This window comes from Streptomyces sp. NPDC060035 (assembly GCF_042736635.1).
Taxonomy (GTDB): Bacteria; Actinomycetota; Actinomycetes; order Streptomycetales; family Streptomycetaceae; genus Streptomyces.
Map to the genome: position 1 here is coordinate 237189 of NZ_JBHWVO010000006.1, position 18869 is coordinate 256057.

Below are 18869 nucleotides of genomic sequence, written 5' to 3' on the forward strand. Positions count from 1 at the left end.
CCCGACCGGTCGGCGGGCCCGACCGGTCAGCGGGCCCGACCGGTCAGCGGGTCGCCGTCAGGGCGGCGAAGACCACGACGTTGCTCCGGTACCCCGACTTCTTGGTGTAGACCCCGCCACAGGTGATCACCCGGAGTTCGGGCCGGGCGGACGGGCCGTAGACCTTCTTGTCCGGGAAGCTCTTCTTGTCGTAGGACTCGACTGCATAGACCGTGAACACGGCGGTGCGCAGGTCCGCCCGGATGATCTCGATCGCGGCGCCCCTGCGGACGGATCCCAGACGGTTGAAGACACCAGGTCCGACACGGGTGTCCACATGCCCGGCGGTGACGGCGGTGCCCACGGAGCCGGGAACGGTGCCGTCGGCGTACCAGCCGGCAAGGAAGGGGTTGTCGTCCGGCGGAGGCTGCAGTGCCCCCGCCGCGTCGAGGGCCAGCCGGGCCATCGGGGCGTCCACGCCGGCGTCGGGGATCCGCAGCCGGATCGGATCCGACGGCGGGAGCGGGTCGACGGCGGGCAGCGCGGCCGGGGCGGTGCGGCTGGGAACGGGCGGCGCCGGGGCGGGAGTCGCGGGGGCGCGAGTCGCCGCGGCGGGCGTGGCCGGCACGGGGCGCAGGGGGGCCGGACGTACGGGTGGCCGGGGTGCGAGCTCCGGTGGTACGGGGGCGGGGCTCACGTAGGCAGGCGTTGCGCGGGTGACACCTACCGGGGCCGTGTAGGCCTGGGAGATCGCCGGCCGCGCGGGAGGGGAGACGGCCGGCGCCGCCGGAGCGCTGCGGCGGGGTGCGGGAGCCACGATGGCCTGGGCGGTCGACGGCTGCGGCGGTTCGTCGTCACGCGTTCCGCTCATCACGAGCGCGGTGCCCGCGACCAGGGCCCAGACAAGATGCTTGACCGCGGGGAACGACTGCGGTGACGTGCTGGACCTGCGCCCGGTTTCCATCTCGTGTGCCTCTGCTTCGCAGCGGGTGGGTTGCTGGGGGAGCCCGCGGGCGCCCGGGCCGGTACGGCATCCGGGGGCCCGCGGTCAGGGCCGGAACACGGTCGGGGCCGAAGCGCCGTCAGACGCCGACGCTCATTCGGCGGCGCATCCTGACCACACCTCCGCCAAGCGCTCCGGCCAGCAGCACACTTCCTGCGGCGAGCTGGGTGCCCTTGTCCGTGGGGGCCCCGAAGCCGGCATCGACACCGCCGCTGGGGGCGCGGTGGGTGATCTTGTACGTATCCGTGATCAAGATCCGTGGCGGACACTTCACGGTCACGGTGTCCGTGCCGGGTTCGGTTCCCTCCGGGATCTTGAACACACCGACGAGCGTGCCCTCGCGCTTACCCGCGAAGAGGTGAAACGCCCCTCCGGCCTCCGATGTGCCCTTGCCGTAGGTCTCCTTGCCGCAGGACCTGGTACTGACCGTGACCTCGGAGCCGGGCGTCGCCCTGCGTGGGCTGATGCGAATGCTCGGCTCCGCGGCGGGGCCGAGGGCGGCAACCGCGGCCGGGGCCGAGAGTCCGAGGGCAGCGACGATCAGACAGATACCGGCACCGACGCGTGTGTTGCGCATGAGGATCCTCCTACGGGAGCAGGGTCCGGCCTGGCTGCGCGGCGCCTCTGCTGTGCTCCCCTCCCGAGGCAACCGACAGTCCGTCACATCCGCAACATGACATGTCGCCGTATACGTCACCCGGGCAGGCGTAGGACGCCGCCCCTGCGTGATCGTTTGCGCAGGTCACCGATGCGAAGGCAGGAACGGCGGAGGAACCGACGTGCGGACGGCGAACGGGCTAAGCGCGGCCGGTGACCGATCGCCCCGAAAAGCGGCGGCGCCTACTCCCCCGGCCTCAGGGTCCCGTGCCGGAAAACCGGTCCCTCAGCTCCCTCTTGAGGATCTTCCCGCTGGCGTTGCGCGGCAGCCCGTCCACGAAGAGGACCTTCTTCGGGGCCTTGAAGTGGGGGAGCTTCTCGCGGGCGTACGCGATCAGTTCGGGCTCCGTGGCCTCGCCACGCAGTACGACGATCGCGGTGACGGCCTCGATCCAACGCTCGTCGGGCAGCCCCACGACGGCCGTCTCGGCCACTGAGGGATGGGTGTAGAGGGCATCCTCCACCTGTCGCGAGGCGATGAGCACGCCTCCGGAGTTGATGACGTCCTTCACCCTGTCGACGACCGTGAAGTAGCCCTGCGCGTCGCGGACCGCGAGGTCGCCGGAGTGGAACCAGCCGTCACGGAACGCCTCGGCGCTCTCCTCCGGCTTGTCCCAGTAGCCCTGGCACAGCTGCGGGGAGCGGTAGACCACTTCGCCCGCCGTACCGTCGGGTACCTCCTTGCCGTGCTCGTCGACCACCTTCGCCTCGACGAAGAGCACGGGCCGCCCGCACGATTCCATCCGGCCCTCGTGCTCGTCGGGGCCGAGCACGGTGGCGAGCGGGCCGATCTCGCTCTGCCCGAAGCAGTTGTAGAAGGCCAGCCCGGGGAGCCGCTCGCGCAAGCGCTCGAGGACGGGTACCGGCATGATCGAGGCGCCGTAGTACGCCTTGCGCAGGGCACCGAGCTCCCGCACGCCGAAGTCCGGGTGGTTGGCGAGCCCGATCCAGACGGTGGGCGGGGCGAACAGGCTGTCCGCCTGCCCTGCCTCGATGAGGTCGAAGATCCGTCCCGCGTCCGGGCCATCGAGAATGGTGTTCTCGGCGCCCACCGCGAGATACGGCAGCAGGAACACGTGCATCTGCGCGGAGTGGTAGAGCGGCAGCGAGTGCACGGGCCGGTCGGTGGCGCGCAGGTCGAGCGCGGTGACAGCGCTGACGTACTCGTGGACCAGGGCGCCGTGCGTCATCATCGCGCCCTTGGGCCGGTCCGTGGTACCTGAGGTGTACAGCAGCTGGACCAGGTCGTCGGCGCCGGGCGCGCGTTCAGGGGTGAAGGGGCGCGGGGTGTCCAGTTCACCGAGGAGCGAGTCCGGTGCGTCGCGCAGTGCGCGTACGGCGTGTCCGTCGGGGATGCGCGGGGCCAGGTCGGGATCGGTGAGGACGAGGGAGCTGCCGGACTGTTCGAGGATGTACGTCAGGTCGTCACCGGTGAGGTTCTGATTGACCGGCACATGGACCAGCCCTGCCCGGGCGCAGGCCAGATAGGCGATCAGGTAGACATCGGAGTTGTGGGCGAAGGAGGCGACCCGGTCACCGGGACGCAGTCCGTGCGCGCCGGTCAGGACTGCCGCGGCCGTGCTGACGGACGCGTCGAGGGCGGCGTAGGTCCAGGACCGCCCGGCGTAGCGGACGGCGATGTGCTCGGGGGAGCGCCGGGCGCTGCGCGCCACGACACCGTCGACTGTGCTGCTGCGTACACCTGTCATGGCGTGATCCTGGGCGGCCGGCCGCCGAGGGTCAAGAGCCCGGATACCGACCAGACGGTTGACAGGTGCACGGGTGGGCTGACTGAGTGACGCTTGGCTGCCCGGGACTCCCTGGCAACCGCTTTTCCCACCCGCACAGTTGGGAGGACCCTTGCCCCTCCGTAACCGTCTGAGACTTCTCGCGGTGTCCGGACTCGCACTGTTCACCGCCGCGGCGTCGCTGCCCGATGCCGCGGCCCGGACCTCGCCCGATCACCGTCCTTCGGGCGGCGGGCTGTCCGCCGTCATCCGCTACACCGAATACGGCATCCCGCACATCGTGGCGAAGGACTATGCGGACCTGGGCTTCGGCAACGGCTGGGCGCAGGCCGCCGACCAGGTGTGCGTACTGGCCGACGGATTCGTCACGGTGCGCGGCGAGCGGTCGGCGCACTTCGGCCAGGATGCCGCCCCGGACGGCTCGTTGTCCTCGGCGACGAAGAATCTCTCCAGTGATCTGTACTTCCGCGGGGTACGCGGGAGCGGCACCGTCCAGAAGCTCCTGAAGGTCCCGGCGCCGACCGGTCCGAGCCACGACGTCAAGGAGACCATGCGCGGCTGGGCCGCCGGGTACAACGCGTGGATCAAGCAGAACCGGATCACGGATCCGGCCTGCCGGGGCGCCTCCTGGGTGCGGCCCGTCACCGCGCTGGACGTGGCCGTGCGGGGATTCGCGATCTCGGTGCTCGGCGGACAGGGCCGTGGCATCGACGGCATCACGGCAGCGCAACCGCCGTCCTCGGTCCCGGCCGTCCCGGGTGTGTCGCCCGAGGAGGCCGCCGGTGCCGCGCAGCAGCTGCTGTCCACGCAGAACGCCGACATGGGTTCCAACGCCGTGGCCTTCAACGGCTCCACGACGGCCGGCGGGCGCGGGCTGCTCATCGGCAACCCGCACTACCCGTGGCAGGGCGGGCGCCGGTTCTGGCAGTCCCAGCAGACCATTCCGGGCGAGCTGGATGTGGCGGGCGGCTCCCTGCTCGGCTCGACGACGATGTCGATCGGGCACAACAGGAACATCGCCTGGAGCCACACCGTCGCCACGGGCGTCACGCTCAATCTGCATCAGCTGACGCTCGATCCCGCCGATCCGACCGCCTACCTGGTGGACGGCCGGAGCGTGCGGATGACGAAGCGGACGGTCACGGTGCCGGTGAAGGGCGCCGCCCCGGTGACCCGCAGCCAGTGGTGGACCCGCTACGGCCCCGTGGTCACCTCACTCGGGGCGGGGCTGCCCCTGCCCTGGACGGCGACGACCGCGTACGCGCTGAACGATCCCAACGCCTCGAACCTGCGCGCCTCGGACACCTCGCTCGGTTTCAGCAGGGCGCGCAGTACGGCGGACATCGAGTCGGCGCTGCGCCGCACCCAGGGTCTGCCGTGGGTGAACACCGTCGCCGCCGACTCCAGGGGACACTCCTTCTTCTCCCAGTCCCAGGTGCTGCCGAGGATCACCGACGACCTGGCCCAGCGCTGCTCCACCGCCCTGGGAAAGGCCACCTACCCCTCCTCGGGACTTGCCGTGCTCGACGGGTCGAGGAGCGAGTGCACGCTCGGATCGGACCCGGACGCACTCCAGCCGGGCATCTTCGGGCCGGGCAGGATGCCGGTGCTCAAGGACGCCCCGTACGTGGAAAACTCCAACGACAGTGCCTGGCTGACCCATGCGGACAGCCCGCTGACCGGCTACGAGCGTGTCTTCGGCACGGTCGGCACACCGCGCTCCATGCGTACCCGCGGTGCGCTCGAGGACGTGTCCTCGATGGCGGAGATGGGCCGGCTGACCGTCGGTGATCTGCAGCGTCAGCAGTTCGCGAACCGGGCTCCCGCCGGTGACTTGGCGGCCGGTGACCTGGCGCGTGCCTGCTCGGCGCTGCCGGGGGGCACAGCGGCCGGCACCGATGGTTCGCCCGTCGACGTGTCGGCGGCGTGCGGCGTGCTGGAGCGCTGGGACCGGACCATGGACACCGGCAGCGCGGGCGCCCTGCTCTTCGACCGCTTCTGGCGCAAGGCAACTGCGGCGGTCCCCGCCGACAGGCTGTGGAAGGTGCCGTTCTCCGCTGCCGATCCGGTCAGGACCCCGAACACCCTGAACGCCTCGACGCCCGGTGTCGCCGCGGCGCTGGCCGATGCGGTGGCGGAGCTACGGGGGGCGGGAATCCCGCTGGACGCACCGCTGGGCCGTCATCAGTTCGTCGTACGCAACGGGAAGCGCATCCCGGTCGGCGGCGGCACGGAGTCGCTCGGCGTCTGGAACAAGACCGAATCCGTGTGGAATGCCGCCGGCGGCGGCTACACCGAGGTATCGGCCGGCTCCAGCTACATCCAGGTGGTCGGCTGGGACGGCAGTCCGTGTCCGGTGGCCCGGACCCTGCTCACGTACTCCCAGTCGTCGAACCCCGCGTCAGCGCACTTCAGCGACCAGACCCGGCTGTACTCGGGCGAGCGCTGGGTGACGTCGCGGTTCTGCGAGAAGGACATCGCACGCTCACCTGCGTTGCGGGTGGTGCGGGTCCACGAGGGGCGCTAGGGCCTTCGTCTCAGCCCCTGACGCATCAGCAGGACGCGTCAGGGGCTGATCGCCAGGAAGACGAACGCGGCGAAGATGATGAGGTGTACCCCGCCCTGAAGCAGCGTGGCGCGCCCCGGTACGACGGTGAGTGCGCCCACGACGACGGTCAGGGCGAGCAGCACCATGTGGGTGGCGCCGAGACCGAGGTGGAGCGGTCCCTCCAGCCAGATCGAGGCGAGTGCGATGGCCGGGATGGTGAGGCCGATGCTGGCCATCGCCGAGCCCAGGGCCAGATTGAGGCTGGTCTGCACCCGCTCGCGCCGCGCCGCCCGTACGGCGGCGAGGGTCTCCGGCAGAAGAACCAGCAACGCGATGACGACGCCCACCACCGATTGCGGCATCCCGGCGGCCTCGACACCCGACTCGACGGTCGGTGATACGGCCTTGGCATCGCCGACGACCGCGACGAGCGCCACCAGCAGCATGACCACGCTGAGCACGGTTGCGCCCCGCCCGGGCAGCAGCGCGGGGTCGTCCAGGTCCGTGCGTGGCCGGCCGTCCTGGGTGAGCGGCAGGAAGTACTCGCGGTGCCGAACGGTCTGTACGGCGACGAACAGTCCGTAGAGCAGGAGCGAGGCGACGGCGGCGAAGCCGAGCTGGGCGGAGGAGAATTCGGGGCCGGGCTTTCCGATCGTGAACGTGGGCAGGACCATGCTCAGGGTGGCCAGTGTCGCCACGGTCGCCAGCGCGGCGCCGGTGCCTTCGGCGTTGAAGACGGCCACCCGGGTACGGACGGCCCCGACCAGGAGGGAGAGGCCGACGATACCGTTGCAGGTGATCATGACGGCGGCGAAGACCGTGTCGCGGGCGAGGGACGAAGCCTCGGGCCCGCCGTCGACCATGAGAGTGACGACCAGGGCCACTTCGATGACGGTCACGGCGACGGCCAGGATGAGCGAGCCGTAGGGGTCACCGACCCGGTGCGCGATCACCTCCGCGTGGTGGACGGCGGCGAGCACCGCGCCCGCGAGGCACAGGGCGACCACGGCTACGGCGGTCGGGGGTAGTTCGCGGCCCCAGCTGAGCACCAGCGCGACCGACGCGATCACCGGTACCGCAACGGTCCACTGGGTGACCAGGGCCCGGACCGTTGCGCTCGCGTTCATGGCCACAGGCTGCCAGAGGTGGCACCGGGGCGCTCGGTGGGACGGCGCAGCGTGCGGGCAGGACGCAGGGGCCGCAGGCTTCGCGATCGCCAATGCATCACCATCCGTACACCCAGAATTCCTGATGTCACGTCAGATTCTTCTGTCCGTCAGAGGCGTACGGGACGGCAGGCGTGACAGTAATCTCTGCTTCGGCAGGAAGTTTCACGCTCGGACGAGATTTCGAAAGTTACTTTCGCGCAAGTGCTTTCCATATCAGGGGAAGGGGTTCCGGATGGCTGGGGACGTGTCGGGCAGGGGAATGAGCCGTCGGAGGCTGGGCGGCGGGATACTGGCACTGGGCGGAGCCCTCGCGCTCGCACCGATGCCCTTCGCGGGAGCAGCGGTGGCCGCCGGGCGCGGGGACGGAGCGCGGGGCACACAGCCGGGAGCTGGTACGGATATGAGGCCGGGGCAGGGCAGACCCACACTGCGCCGCGGTTCGGCTGCGCGCGCCGGGCTGTTGTCCGAGCCGCTCGACCGGCTCGTCGCCGACGCGGAAACGTACCTCGCCGACTCCCCCAAGCATCCCTGGTATGCGGGGGCCGTGCTGCTCGCCGGGCGTGGCGGCACCGTGGCCCTGCACCGGCCCATCGGCAAGGCGGTGCGCTACGCGGCGTACGACGAGAAGACCGACACCGGGGTGGAGTTCCCCGCGGAACAGCAGATCGCGATGGCCGAGGACACGGTCTTCGATCTGGCCTCGGTGTCGAAGCTGTTCACCTCGATCCTGGCCGTGCAGCAGATCGAGCGGGGTCCGCTGGAGCTGGAGGCAACGGTCGCCTCGTATCTGCCGGACTTCGCCGGTGGCGGCAAGCAGGACGTCACGATCCGTCAGCTCCTCACACACACGTCCGGTTTCCGGGCCTGGATCCCCCTCTTCAAGGAGCCGACCCGGGAGGGAAAGCTCCAGCTGCTGTGGAACGAAGTGCCGGCCTCCGCTCCCGGCACGAAGTACCTCTACTCCGACCTCAATCTGATCTCGCTGCAGCTGGTCCTGGAGAAGATCACCGGCCGCGCCCAGGATGTGCTGCTCCGCGAGGAGATCACCGCTCCGCTCGGGATGCAGCGCACTCGCTACAACCCGCCCGCCTCCTGGAAGCCTAAGATCGCCGCCACCGAGGACGCCAGGCTGCCCTGGTCGGGTCTGGAGCGCGGGCTGGTCTGGGGCGAGGTCCACGACGAGAACGCCTACAGCCTGGACGGGGTCGCCGGGCACGCCGGGGTCTTCTCCTGTGCCTGGGATCTGGCGGTCCTGGCCCGTACGCTGCTCAACGGGGGTGTCTACGGCAGGTCCCGGATCCTGTCCGAGGACTCGGTGGAGCTGCTCTTCACCGACTTCAACACCTCGTTCCCGGGCGATGAGCACGGTCTGGGCTTCGAGCTCTACCAGCACTGGTACATGGGTGCGATGGCCACGCCGCGCACCGCGGGCCACACCGGGTTCACCGGCACCAGCCTGGTCCTCGATCCGACGACGGACTCGTTCCTGATCGTCCTCGGCAACTCGGTGCACCCCGTGCGCAGTTGGCGCTCGGGCAGTGCGCCACGGGTCGCCGCGGCCAATCGGATGGCGCGCGCCGTGCCGGTCCGTCCCGCACATGGCCGTACCGCCTGGTTCTCCGGCATGGAGAGCGCCTCGACTGCCACGCTCACGCTGCCCGCGCTGCGTACGGCGTCCGCGCACGCGGTGCTGAGCTGTGCGCTCTGGTGGGACACCGAACCGGCCTCGGACTCCCTGCGCCTGGAGGCGTCGTCGGATTCCGGGGCGACGTGGCAGCCCGTGCCGTTCACGACCGTACCGGCGCACGGAGCGCGGCCCCCGCAGCCCCAGCCGCACCCGGAGGGCTCGGTGTCCGGCTGGTCGGGCCGGGTCTGGCATCGTCTCGAGGCGGACCTGGCCGCCTGGCGCGGCACGGAGGTCCTGCTTCGATGGCGCTACACCACCGACCAGTTGTACGTCGGGCGCGGTGCGTACGTCGACGGCGTACACGTCCGGGACGGCAGCCGCACGCTCTTCGACGGGGACAGGCCCGGCGACTCCGGCCGCATAGAGGCGACGGGCTGGGCTCCTTCCGCCGACTGAGCGCTGGGGCTGGTTGGATGACGGCATGAACGGAACCCAGTCCATAGATGCCCCGTGGGGCGTGTCGGTGTTCGGGGCGGCGAGCGTGGACGCCGCACCCGACCTGGCACGCCTCCGCGTCGCGATCGAGCAGACCAGGAACAAGCCGGGTGAGGCGTTCGCCGCGACCCGCAGCGGTGTGAACCGCATTCGGGAGGTCCTGCGCGGGCACGGAGTGCCCGCGGCCGCCGTGTCGACATCACGGCTCAACCTGTCCTCCCAGTGGAGTTACGGCAACGAGCGCAAGTTCCTCGGCTACGAGTGCACCGCCTCGTTCGTGATCGAGCTGCGGGAACTGGACATCCTGGAGACCGTTCTCATCGATGTCGTCGACGCGGGTGCCAACCAGGTCAAGGGCGTCGAGTTCGATGTGAGCACGAAGAAGGAGCTGCGCGCCCGGGCGCGTACCGCGGCCGTGGCCGCGGCACGGGAGAAGGCCGCCCTGTATGCCGAGGCGGCCGGTGTGCGGCTCGGGCCCGTCATCCACATCAAGGATGTGGACTCCGAGCAGATGCAGAACTACCGCGGCCACAGCCAGCAGAGCGGCGGCGGCGAGGGCGACCTGACGCCCGGCAGGGTATCCGTATCGGCGGGCGTCATGATCGGGCTTTCCCTCAGCAGCGGTTGAGTGCGCGCTACGGCGCGAGAGAAACGAACAGCGAGCGCGGGCCGCCCGGAGGGGCGGTCCGCGCTCCGTCATTGGGGTGTCGAAACTTTCGTAACCATCCATGAACGTCTTTCGTAATGCTCGAGCGTGATTACGAGAGCCCGTGTCGGATGAGATCCGATACGCACCGGAGTCACACCGTCTGTGCAGGTCGCATCACCACCCGCTATCAAATGAGCGGCTATTCGCTCGGAAATATTTCGGAAATGTAGCGTTGACGGCCCGTCACGTTGAGCGCATACTCTCCTTCGCGCCCCAGTTCCAACGCTCGCCTTCCCGCCGTGGGTGCACCCACCGGGCGCACCCACGACGGCTGCACAGCACCTCGAAGTGTCCGAACCACCTTGTCCGGGCGCCCTGTTCGATCCGCCCGGCAACCGGAAGAAGAGGCTGGAAAACGTGATGGCCAAGAATTCCCCAGGCGACACTCCCGCCCGTCCACACCTGCCGGCCCGTGCCAGACGGGCGGTCTCGCTCATCACTGCGGGCGTCCTCGCCGCGGCAGGCGTGGTATCGCTCGCCGGTACGGCCGAGGCGGTCGGCACGCTCGGCAACGCCGCGGCAGCGAAGGGCCGGTACTTCGGCACCGCGGTGGCCGCCAATCATCTCAGCGAGGCGCAGTACGCGTCCACGCTGGATGCCCAGTTCGACTCGGTGACGCCCGAGAACGAGATGAAGTGGGATGCGCTCGAAAGCACCCGCAACTCGTTCAACTTCTCGAACGCCGACCAGATCGTCAGCCACGCCCAGAGCAAGGGCATGAAGGTCCGCGGCCACACACTCGTGTGGCACTCCCAGCTTCCGAGCTGGGTCGGGGGCCTCGGCACCGCCGATCTGCGTACAGCGATGAACAACCACATCACCCAGGTGATGACGCACTACAAGGGCAAGATCCACTCCTGGGACGTGGTGAACGAGGCCTACCAGGACGGCAGCAGCGGGGCGCGGCGCAGCTCGCCGTTCCAGGACAAGCTCGGCAGCGGCTTCATCGAGGAGGCGTTCCGCACCGCCCGCACGGTGGACGCCAATGCCAAGCTCTGTTACAACGACTACAACACCGACGGCCAGAACGCGAAGAGCAACGCGGTCTACGACATGGTCAAGGACTTCAAAGCGCGCGGTGTGCCGATCGACTGCGTGGGCTTCCAGTCGCATTTCAACCCTAATTCCCCCGTACCCAGCGACTTCCAGGCCAACCTTCAGCGCTTCGCCGCCCTCGGCGTCGACGTGCAGATCACCGAGCTGGACATCGAGGGCTCCGGCTCGGCCCAGGCAGCCAACTACACCAAGGTGGTGAACGCCTGCCTGGCCGTGTCGCGCTGCACCGGTATCACCGTCTGGGGTGTCACGGACAAGTACTCGTGGCGCAGCAGCGGTACCCCGCTCCTGTTCGACGGCAGCTACAACAAGAAGCCGGCGTACGACGCGGTGCTCGCCGCGCTCGGCGGATCCACCGGTGGCGACGACGGTGGTGGCGGCTCCGGCAGCTGCACCGCCACATACACCCAGACCGCCACGTGGAACGGCGGGTACAACGGACAGGTGACCATCAAGGCCGGCAGTTCGGCCATCAGTACGTGGTCGGTGCCGGTGACCGTGGCCTCGCCGCAGAAGGTCAACGCCACCTGGAACGGCTCGCCCACCTGGGACACGAGCGGAAACGTCATGACCGTGAAGCCGAGCAACAACGGGAACCTCGCCGCGGGTGCCTCGACGAGCTTCGGGTTCACCGTCGCGACGAACGGCAACACCTCTGCGCCCACAGTCGGTTCCTGCACCGCCTCCTGACCGGAGTCGGCCACCGGCCGGAACGGGGCGCGTGAAACCCGCACCCACCCGTCCCGTTCCTCATCACCGCCCCGCCCGGTCCCGAGACCTGGCGGGGCGGTTCGCCGTCGCCGCTACTTGATCAATACACCTGGGCCTCGGCGAGGGCGGGAGCGGTGGACGGTGCCGGCACAGTGGGCGTCGCCGGCGCCGGTGCCGTCGATTCCCGTATCACCAGCCGGGGCCTGATCAGCAGCGACCGTCCGGCGGCCGGGGCCGAGTCGATCCGGGCCCGCAGCTGCTGGAAGGTCTCGGCCGCCATCTCCGGAAGCGGCTGGCGGACCGTGGTCAGCGGTGGTTCGAAGAGATCGGCGAGCAGGATGTCGTCGAACCCGACCACCGAGACGTCCCGCCCCGCGCGGAGCCCGGCATCCTTGGCGCCACGGCAGATGCCGATCGCACACATGTCGTTGATCGCGACGAAGCCGGTGGGCGGGCAGGGCCGCGACAGCAGTTCCCGGGCCGCGTTCCGGCCCAGCTCGGCGGCGTCCTTGTCCCCGAATTCGGTGGTGTCCGCGCCGGGCCACACGATCGCGTCTGCCGGGTCGAGGCCCGCGGATTCGAGCGCGGCCCGGAAGCCGCGCAGTCGCTCGCGGCGGTTGACGCTGTTGACCGACCCGGAGACGAACGCCAGTCTTCGGTGGCCCAGTTCGATCAGATGGCGGGTGGCGAGCTCGGCGCCCATGGCGTTGTCCACACTGATGCTGGACAGCGACGCCGGATCGCCCGCCTGCGCGGTGCGGTCGAAGGCGACCATCTTCAGTCCCCTGCTGAGCAGCGGGGCAACGTGGTCGAGCGAGGGCAGGGAGGAGCACAGGACCACCCCGCTGACCCCGTCGGCGAGCAACTCCTCCCCGTACTTGAGCTCACGGGCGGGATCACGCTCACTGTTGCACAGCAGTACGTGGTAGCCCTCGGCCAGCGCGATGGCCTCCAGCTCTCTCGCGAGCGCCCCCCAGAAGGGGTTGGCGACCGAGGGCACGATCAGGCCGATGACCTTGATACGGCCGGTGCGCAGCATGCGTGCCGCCCGGTTGGGCCGGTAGCTGAGCTGCTCTATCACCTGCTCCACACGAGCCAGGGTGGCCGCCTGCATACGGTCCGTACGTCCGTTGAGAACGTTGGAGACCGTGCTCGCGGAGACTCCTGCTGCCTCCGCGACCTGATGGATCGTTACCCCGCTCATGCCACCTCCGGTTCGGAACGCACTGCTGCGCTTAGTGTACCGATTTACTGAACGAGCTCCACCGGTACACCCGTTAACATCCCTGAAAATTCTTGCGCATCAGCTGTTGACGCCACTCTCGAGACGTTCTTAGCATCAGTGCATCGATTTACCAGTACTTCCCAGCCATGTCCGGGGAGTAGTCGCTGGATCGATCCACTGACTCCACCTCAAAAGGGGTGTCCCATGGAACTCAACAGACGATCTGTGCTCGCTGCCATCGGCGCGGGTACCGCCGCTGCCGCCCTCGCCGGCTGTGGCGGCGGCTCCACGGCTGCCGGTTCGGCCGACGGCCCCGCCGAGGGCGAGATCACGCTGCTCACCCCGATCTACGAAGGTGCGAAAGGCAAGATCCTGCTGGAGCAGGAGATCCTCGGCGGGTTCCGGAAGAAGTATCCGGACGTCAAGGTGAACGTGGACTACACCACGTACACCCAGCTCAACGAGAAGATCACCACCGGTCTCGCGGGCGGGCTGTTGCCCGACGTGCTGATGATGGGCGTCGGCTGGATCCCTCCGTTCGCCGCGAAGAAGGCGATCGCCGAGCTTCCGGAGGCGCTCGCCACCGCACACGACTACGAGAAGCGCGTGCTGGAACCGTCGCGCTACGACGGCAAGCTCTACGCGCTCCCCGTCGTCCTCGACACCCGCATCGTCGTGTACCGCAAGGACCACTTCGCGGCGGCCGGGATCAAGAAGACCCCGGCCAACTGGGCGGAGCTGCGCGCCGTCGCGAAGCAGTTGACGAAGGCCGGCCGCGTCGGATTCGACCCGTTCTCCATCGAGCTGCGCCAGTGCTGGGAGACCTTCCTCTTCGCCAACGGCGGCCAGTTGTTCAGCTCGGACGGCAAGAAGGTGCTGTTCACCGATGCGCGCGGCGTCGAGGCCCTGCAGTTCTTCAAGGACCTGGTCAAGGACGGCTCGGCGGACTACGCGAAGAAGACGGATACCGGCGCCCCGTCCAACGTACAGACGGGCAGGGCGTCGATGATGATGTCGACGAGCGCCCTGTGGGTGCAGGCCAAGGAGCAGAACCCGGAGCTCATCGAGGGCGACAAGCTCGGCTCGTTCGTCCTGGCCAACCGCAGGCCGGCGATGCTCCAGGGCGGCACGCTCGTCACCCAGTCCGCGCGTTCCAAGCACCCGGCCGCGGCCCGTGCCCTCGTCGAGTACCTCGCGACACCCGACTCGATCCTCGGTGCGGCGAAGCAGCGTGGCTCGGTACCCGGTCTCCGGGATCTCAACGAGTCCGGGTACGTCAAGGAGAACGAGTTCGTCGATCTCTCCCTGCAGAACCTGGAGCACGCCGTCTCGGAGGGCGGCACCGCGGCCTGGATGGAGATCCGCGAAAAGATCAAGCCGACGCTGGAGCCCGCGATCGTGGGCGGTCAGTCCGCGAAGGACGCCATCGCGGAGCTCGGCCGTCTCGCCGAGGCCGCCATCGGCCGGATGTAAGGACCCGACACTGTGCCACCAACATCCGTAGTGAAGGCGCGGCCGGCGCGGCCGCCTTCCTCTCCCGAGACACCGAGGACGAAACGTTCCGGCCGGGTCCCCACAGGCCCGGGACGCCGTCGGCGCCGTGCGGGCATGCTCATGGTGGCGCCGGCGCTGCTGCACGCGTCGCTGTGGATCGGTCTTCCGGTCGTGGTCTCGGTGGCCCTGGCCTTCACGAAGTACGACGTGCTGACGGCGCCGGAGTTCGTGGGTCTGGGCAACTTCCGGGACATGCTGGACGACGCGGTCTTCATCAAGTCCATCGGCAACACGCTTGTCTACACGTTCTTCACGGTGCCCTTCGGCATGGCGCTCGGCCTGCTGGTGGCACTGGCTCTGCATACCGGTCTCAAGGCACGCGGCATCTTCCGTACCGCTGTGTTCCTGCCCCAAGTCACCGCGACCGTCGCGATCGCCCTGGTCTGGCTGTGGATCTACAACCCCGGAAACGGACTGCTCAACGCCCTGCTGTCGTTCCTTGGCATCGAAGGGCCCGCCTGGCTCTCCTCGACGACATGGGCGATGCCCTCGGTGATCCTGGTGGGTATCTGGCAGGGCATCGGCATGAAGATGCTCATCTATCTCGCCGCGCTGCAGTCCCTGCCGAAGGAGCTGTACGAGGCGGCGTCGGTGGACGGGGCGTCCAAGGTCCGGCAGTTCTTCTCGATCACGCTGCCGCTGCTGAAGCCGGCGACGTTCTTCGTGCTGATCACCTCGATGATCACCGCTTTCCAGTCCTTCGACCAGATCTACATCCTGACCGACGGCGGCCCCGCCAACAGCACCACGATGATGACGTACGAGATCTACAAGTCCGCCTTCAGGGAATTCCGTGTCGGCTACGCCAGCGCACAGTCACTGGTGCTCTTCGTCCTGCTGATGGGCTTCACCCTGGTCAACAAGCGGATCATGGGAGGCAGTCGTGGCCACAGCTGAGCTGCAGAAGCCGGCACCCGCTCCGAGGGTCGTGGCCGAGAAGAAGCCGATCTCCGGCAGCCGGATCGCGCTCTACGTGACGCTGTCCCTGGTCTCCCTGTTGATGGTGGTGCCGTTCGTCTGGATGGTGCTCACCTCACTCAAGACGCCCGTGGAGATCGCGTCGCAGGATGCCGGACTGCTTCCGGAGCACTGGAAGTTCGGGAACTACGCCGACGCGCTGAAGGCCGCGCCGTTCGCCACGTACGCCCGCAACAGTCTCCTCATCGCGACCAGCCACACCGTGCTCAACGTGCTGATCGCGTCGATGGCGGGATACGCCCTGGCGCGCATCAGGTTCCGCGGCAGCGAGATGATCTTCTATCTCTTCATCGCGGCCCTCATGATCCCCACGTACACCAAGGTGCTGCCCGAGTTCCTGATCGTCCGCTTCATGCCGCTGGCCGGCGGGAACGACATCCTCGGCCAGGGCGGCAGCGGCTGGCTGGACAGCTGGTGGGCGCTCATCATCCCGGGGGCCGTCACGCCGTTCGCGGTCTTCCTCTTCCGGCAGTTCTACCTGGACCTGCCGGTGGAGCTGGAGGAGGCGGCCCGGCTCGACGGGCTCGGCGAGTTCCGGATCTACACCCGGATCATGAGCCCACAGGTCAAGCCCGCTTTCATCACGGTGGCGCTGCTGACCTTCGAGTCCTCGTGGAACAACTTCCTCTGGCCGCTGCTGGTGACCCACACGGACAGCATGCGGGTGATCCAGGTCGGACTCTCCGTCTTCAAGACGGAGAACGGCACCCAGTGGCACTTCCTGATGGCCGGCACCACGCTCGCCACCCTTCCCATGGTCGTCCTCTTCCTCATCGGCCAGCGCTACTTCGTTCAGGGCTTCGCAACCGCCGGTCTCAAGTGACCGGTTCCGGCCCCTCGTGGGCCGGTCACCGAAAGGGCTCCACCCATGTCTGCTGAACTCAACGGCTCCCGCGCACTGGTGACGGGAGCGGGCCACGGCATCGGCCGTGCCATCGCCGTCGCCCTGGCGGAGGCCGGCGCCGACGTCGCCGTCCACTACCACTCCTCCGCCGAGGAGGCCGCGAGGACGGTCTCCGAGATCGAGGCGCTGGGCCGCAGGGCCAAGGCGTTCAAGGCCGACGCGACCCTGAGCGGCGAGGTGGACACGCTGGTCGAGGAGGCCGCCGGATTCCTCGGCGGTCTGGACGTCCTGGTCTGCAACGCGGGACATCTGATCGGCCGCGAGAAGATCGCGGACATGTCGGACGACCACTTCGACCAGGTCATCTCCGTCAATCTGACGTCGACGTTCCGCACGGTGCGGGCAGCGCTGCCGTATCTGACGCAGTCCCCTGCCGGGCGTGTCATCACGATGTCGTCCCTGGCCGCGCACAACGGCGGCGGCCCCGGCTCGGTCGCCTACGCGGCCGCCAAGGCAGGCATCCGCGGCTTCACCAAGGGCCTGGCGAAGGAGCTCGCGGGTACGGGCATCACGGTCAACACCGTCGCACCCGGCTTCATCAAGGGCACCGCCTTCCACGAGACGTTCACCGCTCCCGAGGCCCAGCGTGCGATGGAGGCCGGCATCCCGGTCGGCCGGGCCGGCACGCCGGAGGACGTCGCCCACGCCGTCGTCCACCTGGCCTCGCCCGCCTCGGGTTTCCTCACCGCCTCCACGGTGGACATCGACGGTGGCGTGTGGCCGCGTTGAGGCGGATCGCCCGGGAGCGGGGCGGATGGTGGCACGCGTACGTCTGCCCGGCGCACGGGGTGGAACTCGACCACGGTGATCTCCTCGGCGGGGTCTTCCCCGAGGACGGCGCGCGCTGCGCGCACGGCTGCCGGGTGGACACGGAGGCGGTGCGCGGCGCCTGGCTGGTGCTGTCGCACCAGGCGTGGGCGCGGCATCTGCGGGTGCTCGCGCATCGCGGCGAGCGGACAGAGGCGGTGGCGCGGCTCGTCGAATACTCCGCCGTGTACGCCGGTCTCGCCACGGAGCGGCACGGCGAGGCGCAGACGTGGATGCTGCGCGGCCGGCTCTTCCACCAGGCGCTGACCGACGCCATCTGGGCCGTCACCATCGGGCACACCGTGAGCACGCTCGCCGGGACGGGCGCCGAGGAGCTGGCGGCGGTCCTGCCGTTGCTCGACGACCTGGCGCAGGCGGCGCTCGACGCCCGCGACGTGCTGACCGGTCAGGGACACCTCGCGTCCAACTACACCGCGTGGCTGAACGCGGCAGGCGTCGCCACGAGCCGGGCGGCCGCTGCGGTCCGCGGCCGGGAGTGGGACGGTGCGAAGGAGTGGCTGGAGGGCGACCACGGGCTGTACGCACATCTGCGGGTGGCGGTCGCCGGGGACGGCTGGGAGTGGGAGGGCAGCACTTACTACCACGGGTTCGTCCTGCGTGCGGCCCTGCTGGCACTGCGCTCCACCGATCCGGCGGCGATCCCGTCCGATGTGGTGGGCGTGCTGGCCGGGATGACGGACGTGCTGGCAGCGATCGCGACGGACGGCGGCATTCTTCCCGCACTGCACGACGGCCCGTATCTGCGCCGCCCACTGGCTCTGGAGTGGCTCGAACTGGCTGCGCTCGCACAACAGTTGGTGCCGTCCGAGGCGCTGGGAGCGGTGGCGGTACGGGCACGGGCCGAGCTCGGCGACCACGACGACGGGCTGGACCGGGAGCTCGGCGGCTGGTTCGCCGGACCACCGCTCCCCCGCCGGGCGGCGCCCGGTGCGGTCACCGTGTTCCCGTCGGCGGGTTACGGAGTGGTACGAGCGGCGGGCATCCACACGCTGCTGGACTTCGGCCCGCACGGCGGCTCGCACGGACATCGCGACAAGCTGTCGCTGTACCTGTACGGGGAAACCACCCCGTGGCAGCCGGACCCCGGCCAGGTGCCTTACGCGCACGCCGAGTTCCGTGATCTGTACGCGTCGACCGAGGCCCATCCGGCGTTCCGGGTGGACGGCGAAGAGCAGGCGGAGTGCACCGGGGTGCTCCTGGATTCGGACACCGCCTCGGTGACGGCCGAGGTCACCAGCGCGTACGAAGGGGTGCGCGCGGTACGGCGGGTGGCGGTCGGCGGCTGCTACCTGGTGGATCTGCTGACGGTGACGGGCCGGGAGGCGCACCGGGTCACGGCCCAGCTGCGCCCGGGAACGGCGCTCGACATCCAGCTGCAGGCTGCCGGTCCCGTGCGCACCACCTGGTACGGCGACGAGACCCTGCACGGCTGGCACACCCACACCGCTGGGGTGCCGGTTCGTCCCGTGACCCGGCCGGGCCCCGGTCCTGCCGACGATCCGCAGCGCATGCGCACCCGGGTCGACTTCACCGCCGAGGCGCAGCAGGTCACTTTCGCCTCGGTGTACCAGGCGGCATCCGCGGGTCCTGCAGTGACCGATGTGCGACTCGACGGCGAGGAGCTGACGGTGGAACTGGCGGACGGCTCCACCGCGCGCTTCCGGACGGAGGGCTGAGC

14 protein-coding genes are annotated in these 18869 nt (G+C 69.3%); 9 read left to right on the forward strand and 5 right to left on the reverse strand.

The features are described 5' to 3' along the window. Window positions 1–43 precede the first annotated feature (43 nt). The 3 genes from ACFWBQ_RS12435 to ACFWBQ_RS12445 form a co-directional block, all read right to left on the reverse strand. On the reverse strand, window positions 44–943 hold the full coding sequence (locus ACFWBQ_RS12435; RefSeq protein WP_385486921.1) for a class F sortase: 900 nt from the start codon (window positions 941–943) through the stop codon (window positions 44–46). A 118-nt stretch (window positions 944–1061) separates the two neighbouring features. Next, window positions 1062–1559 carry a sortase gene (locus tag ACFWBQ_RS12440; protein WP_385486923.1) on the reverse strand — a complete coding sequence of 166 codons (498 nt, stop codon included), beginning with the start codon at window positions 1557–1559 and terminating at the stop codon, window positions 1062–1064. 277 nt (window positions 1560–1836) lie between these two features. Continuing rightward, a complete protein-coding gene (locus ACFWBQ_RS12445) occupies window positions 1837–3348 on the reverse strand; it encodes an acyl-CoA synthetase (RefSeq protein ID WP_385486925.1) in 1512 nt (503 codons plus the stop codon). Between the two features lie 151 nt (window positions 3349–3499). On the opposite strand from ACFWBQ_RS12445, the gene ACFWBQ_RS12450 reads away from it, so the two are divergent. Continuing rightward, window positions 3500–5914, forward strand: coding sequence for a penicillin acylase family protein (locus ACFWBQ_RS12450; RefSeq protein WP_385486927.1), 2415 nt, complete (start codon window positions 3500–3502; stop codon window positions 5912–5914). Between the two features lie 38 nt (window positions 5915–5952). Here ACFWBQ_RS12450 and ACFWBQ_RS12455 read toward each other — a convergent pair whose 3' ends face one another. Then, window positions 5953–7062, reverse strand: coding sequence for a calcium:proton antiporter (locus tag ACFWBQ_RS12455; RefSeq protein ID WP_385486929.1), 1110 nt, complete (start codon window positions 7060–7062; stop codon window positions 5953–5955). Between the two features lie 274 nt (window positions 7063–7336). Between ACFWBQ_RS12455 and ACFWBQ_RS12460 the strand changes: the two genes are divergently transcribed. The 3 genes from ACFWBQ_RS12460 (at window position 7337) to ACFWBQ_RS12470 (ending at window position 11681) form a co-directional block, all read left to right on the forward strand. Continuing rightward, window positions 7337–9187: a serine hydrolase gene (locus tag ACFWBQ_RS12460; protein ID WP_385486931.1), complete on the forward strand. Its 1851-nt coding sequence runs from the start codon at window positions 7337–7339 to the stop codon at window positions 9185–9187. A 25-nt stretch (window positions 9188–9212) separates the two neighbouring features. Continuing rightward, a complete protein-coding gene (locus ACFWBQ_RS12465) occupies window positions 9213–9854 on the forward strand; it encodes an SIMPL domain-containing protein (protein WP_385486933.1) in 642 nt (213 codons plus the stop codon). Window positions 9855–10295: 441 nt separating this feature from the next. Continuing rightward, window positions 10296–11681, forward strand: coding sequence for an endo-1,4-beta-xylanase (locus ACFWBQ_RS12470; protein ID WP_385486935.1), 1386 nt, complete (start codon window positions 10296–10298; stop codon window positions 11679–11681). Between the two features lie 121 nt (window positions 11682–11802). Here ACFWBQ_RS12470 and ACFWBQ_RS12475 read toward each other — a convergent pair whose 3' ends face one another. Beyond that, entirely contained in the window at window positions 11803–12906 is a 1104-nt protein-coding gene (locus ACFWBQ_RS12475) for a LacI family DNA-binding transcriptional regulator (protein ID WP_385486937.1), read from the reverse strand. A 225-nt stretch (window positions 12907–13131) separates the two neighbouring features. Here ACFWBQ_RS12475 and ACFWBQ_RS12480 point away from each other — a divergent pair, with 225 nt between their 5' ends. From ACFWBQ_RS12480 to ACFWBQ_RS12500, 5 genes are all read left to right on the forward strand, one after another. After that, the gene (locus ACFWBQ_RS12480) at window positions 13132–14400 is read left to right on the forward strand and encodes an ABC transporter substrate-binding protein (RefSeq protein WP_385486939.1); all 1269 of its coding nucleotides are present in this window, start codon (window positions 13132–13134) and stop codon (window positions 14398–14400) included. Window positions 14401–14535: 135 nt separating this feature from the next. Then, window positions 14536–15378: a carbohydrate ABC transporter permease gene (locus ACFWBQ_RS12485; RefSeq protein ID WP_385486941.1), complete on the forward strand. Its 843-nt coding sequence runs from the start codon at window positions 14536–14538 to the stop codon at window positions 15376–15378. Then, window positions 15365–16282, forward strand: coding sequence for a carbohydrate ABC transporter permease (locus ACFWBQ_RS12490; protein ID WP_385486943.1), 918 nt, complete (start codon window positions 15365–15367; stop codon window positions 16280–16282). The genes ACFWBQ_RS12485 and ACFWBQ_RS12490 overlap by 14 nt, the downstream gene beginning before the upstream one ends. A 45-nt stretch (window positions 16283–16327) precedes the next feature. Continuing rightward, complete coding sequence (locus ACFWBQ_RS12495; protein WP_385486945.1) at window positions 16328–17092, forward strand: SDR family NAD(P)-dependent oxidoreductase; 765 nt, start codon at window positions 16328–16330, stop codon at window positions 17090–17092. Further along, complete coding sequence (locus ACFWBQ_RS12500; RefSeq protein ID WP_385486947.1) at window positions 17080–18867, forward strand: heparinase II/III family protein; 1788 nt, start codon at window positions 17080–17082, stop codon at window positions 18865–18867. Before ACFWBQ_RS12495 ends, ACFWBQ_RS12500 begins: the two co-directional genes overlap by 13 nt. Window positions 18868–18869 lie beyond the last annotated feature (2 nt).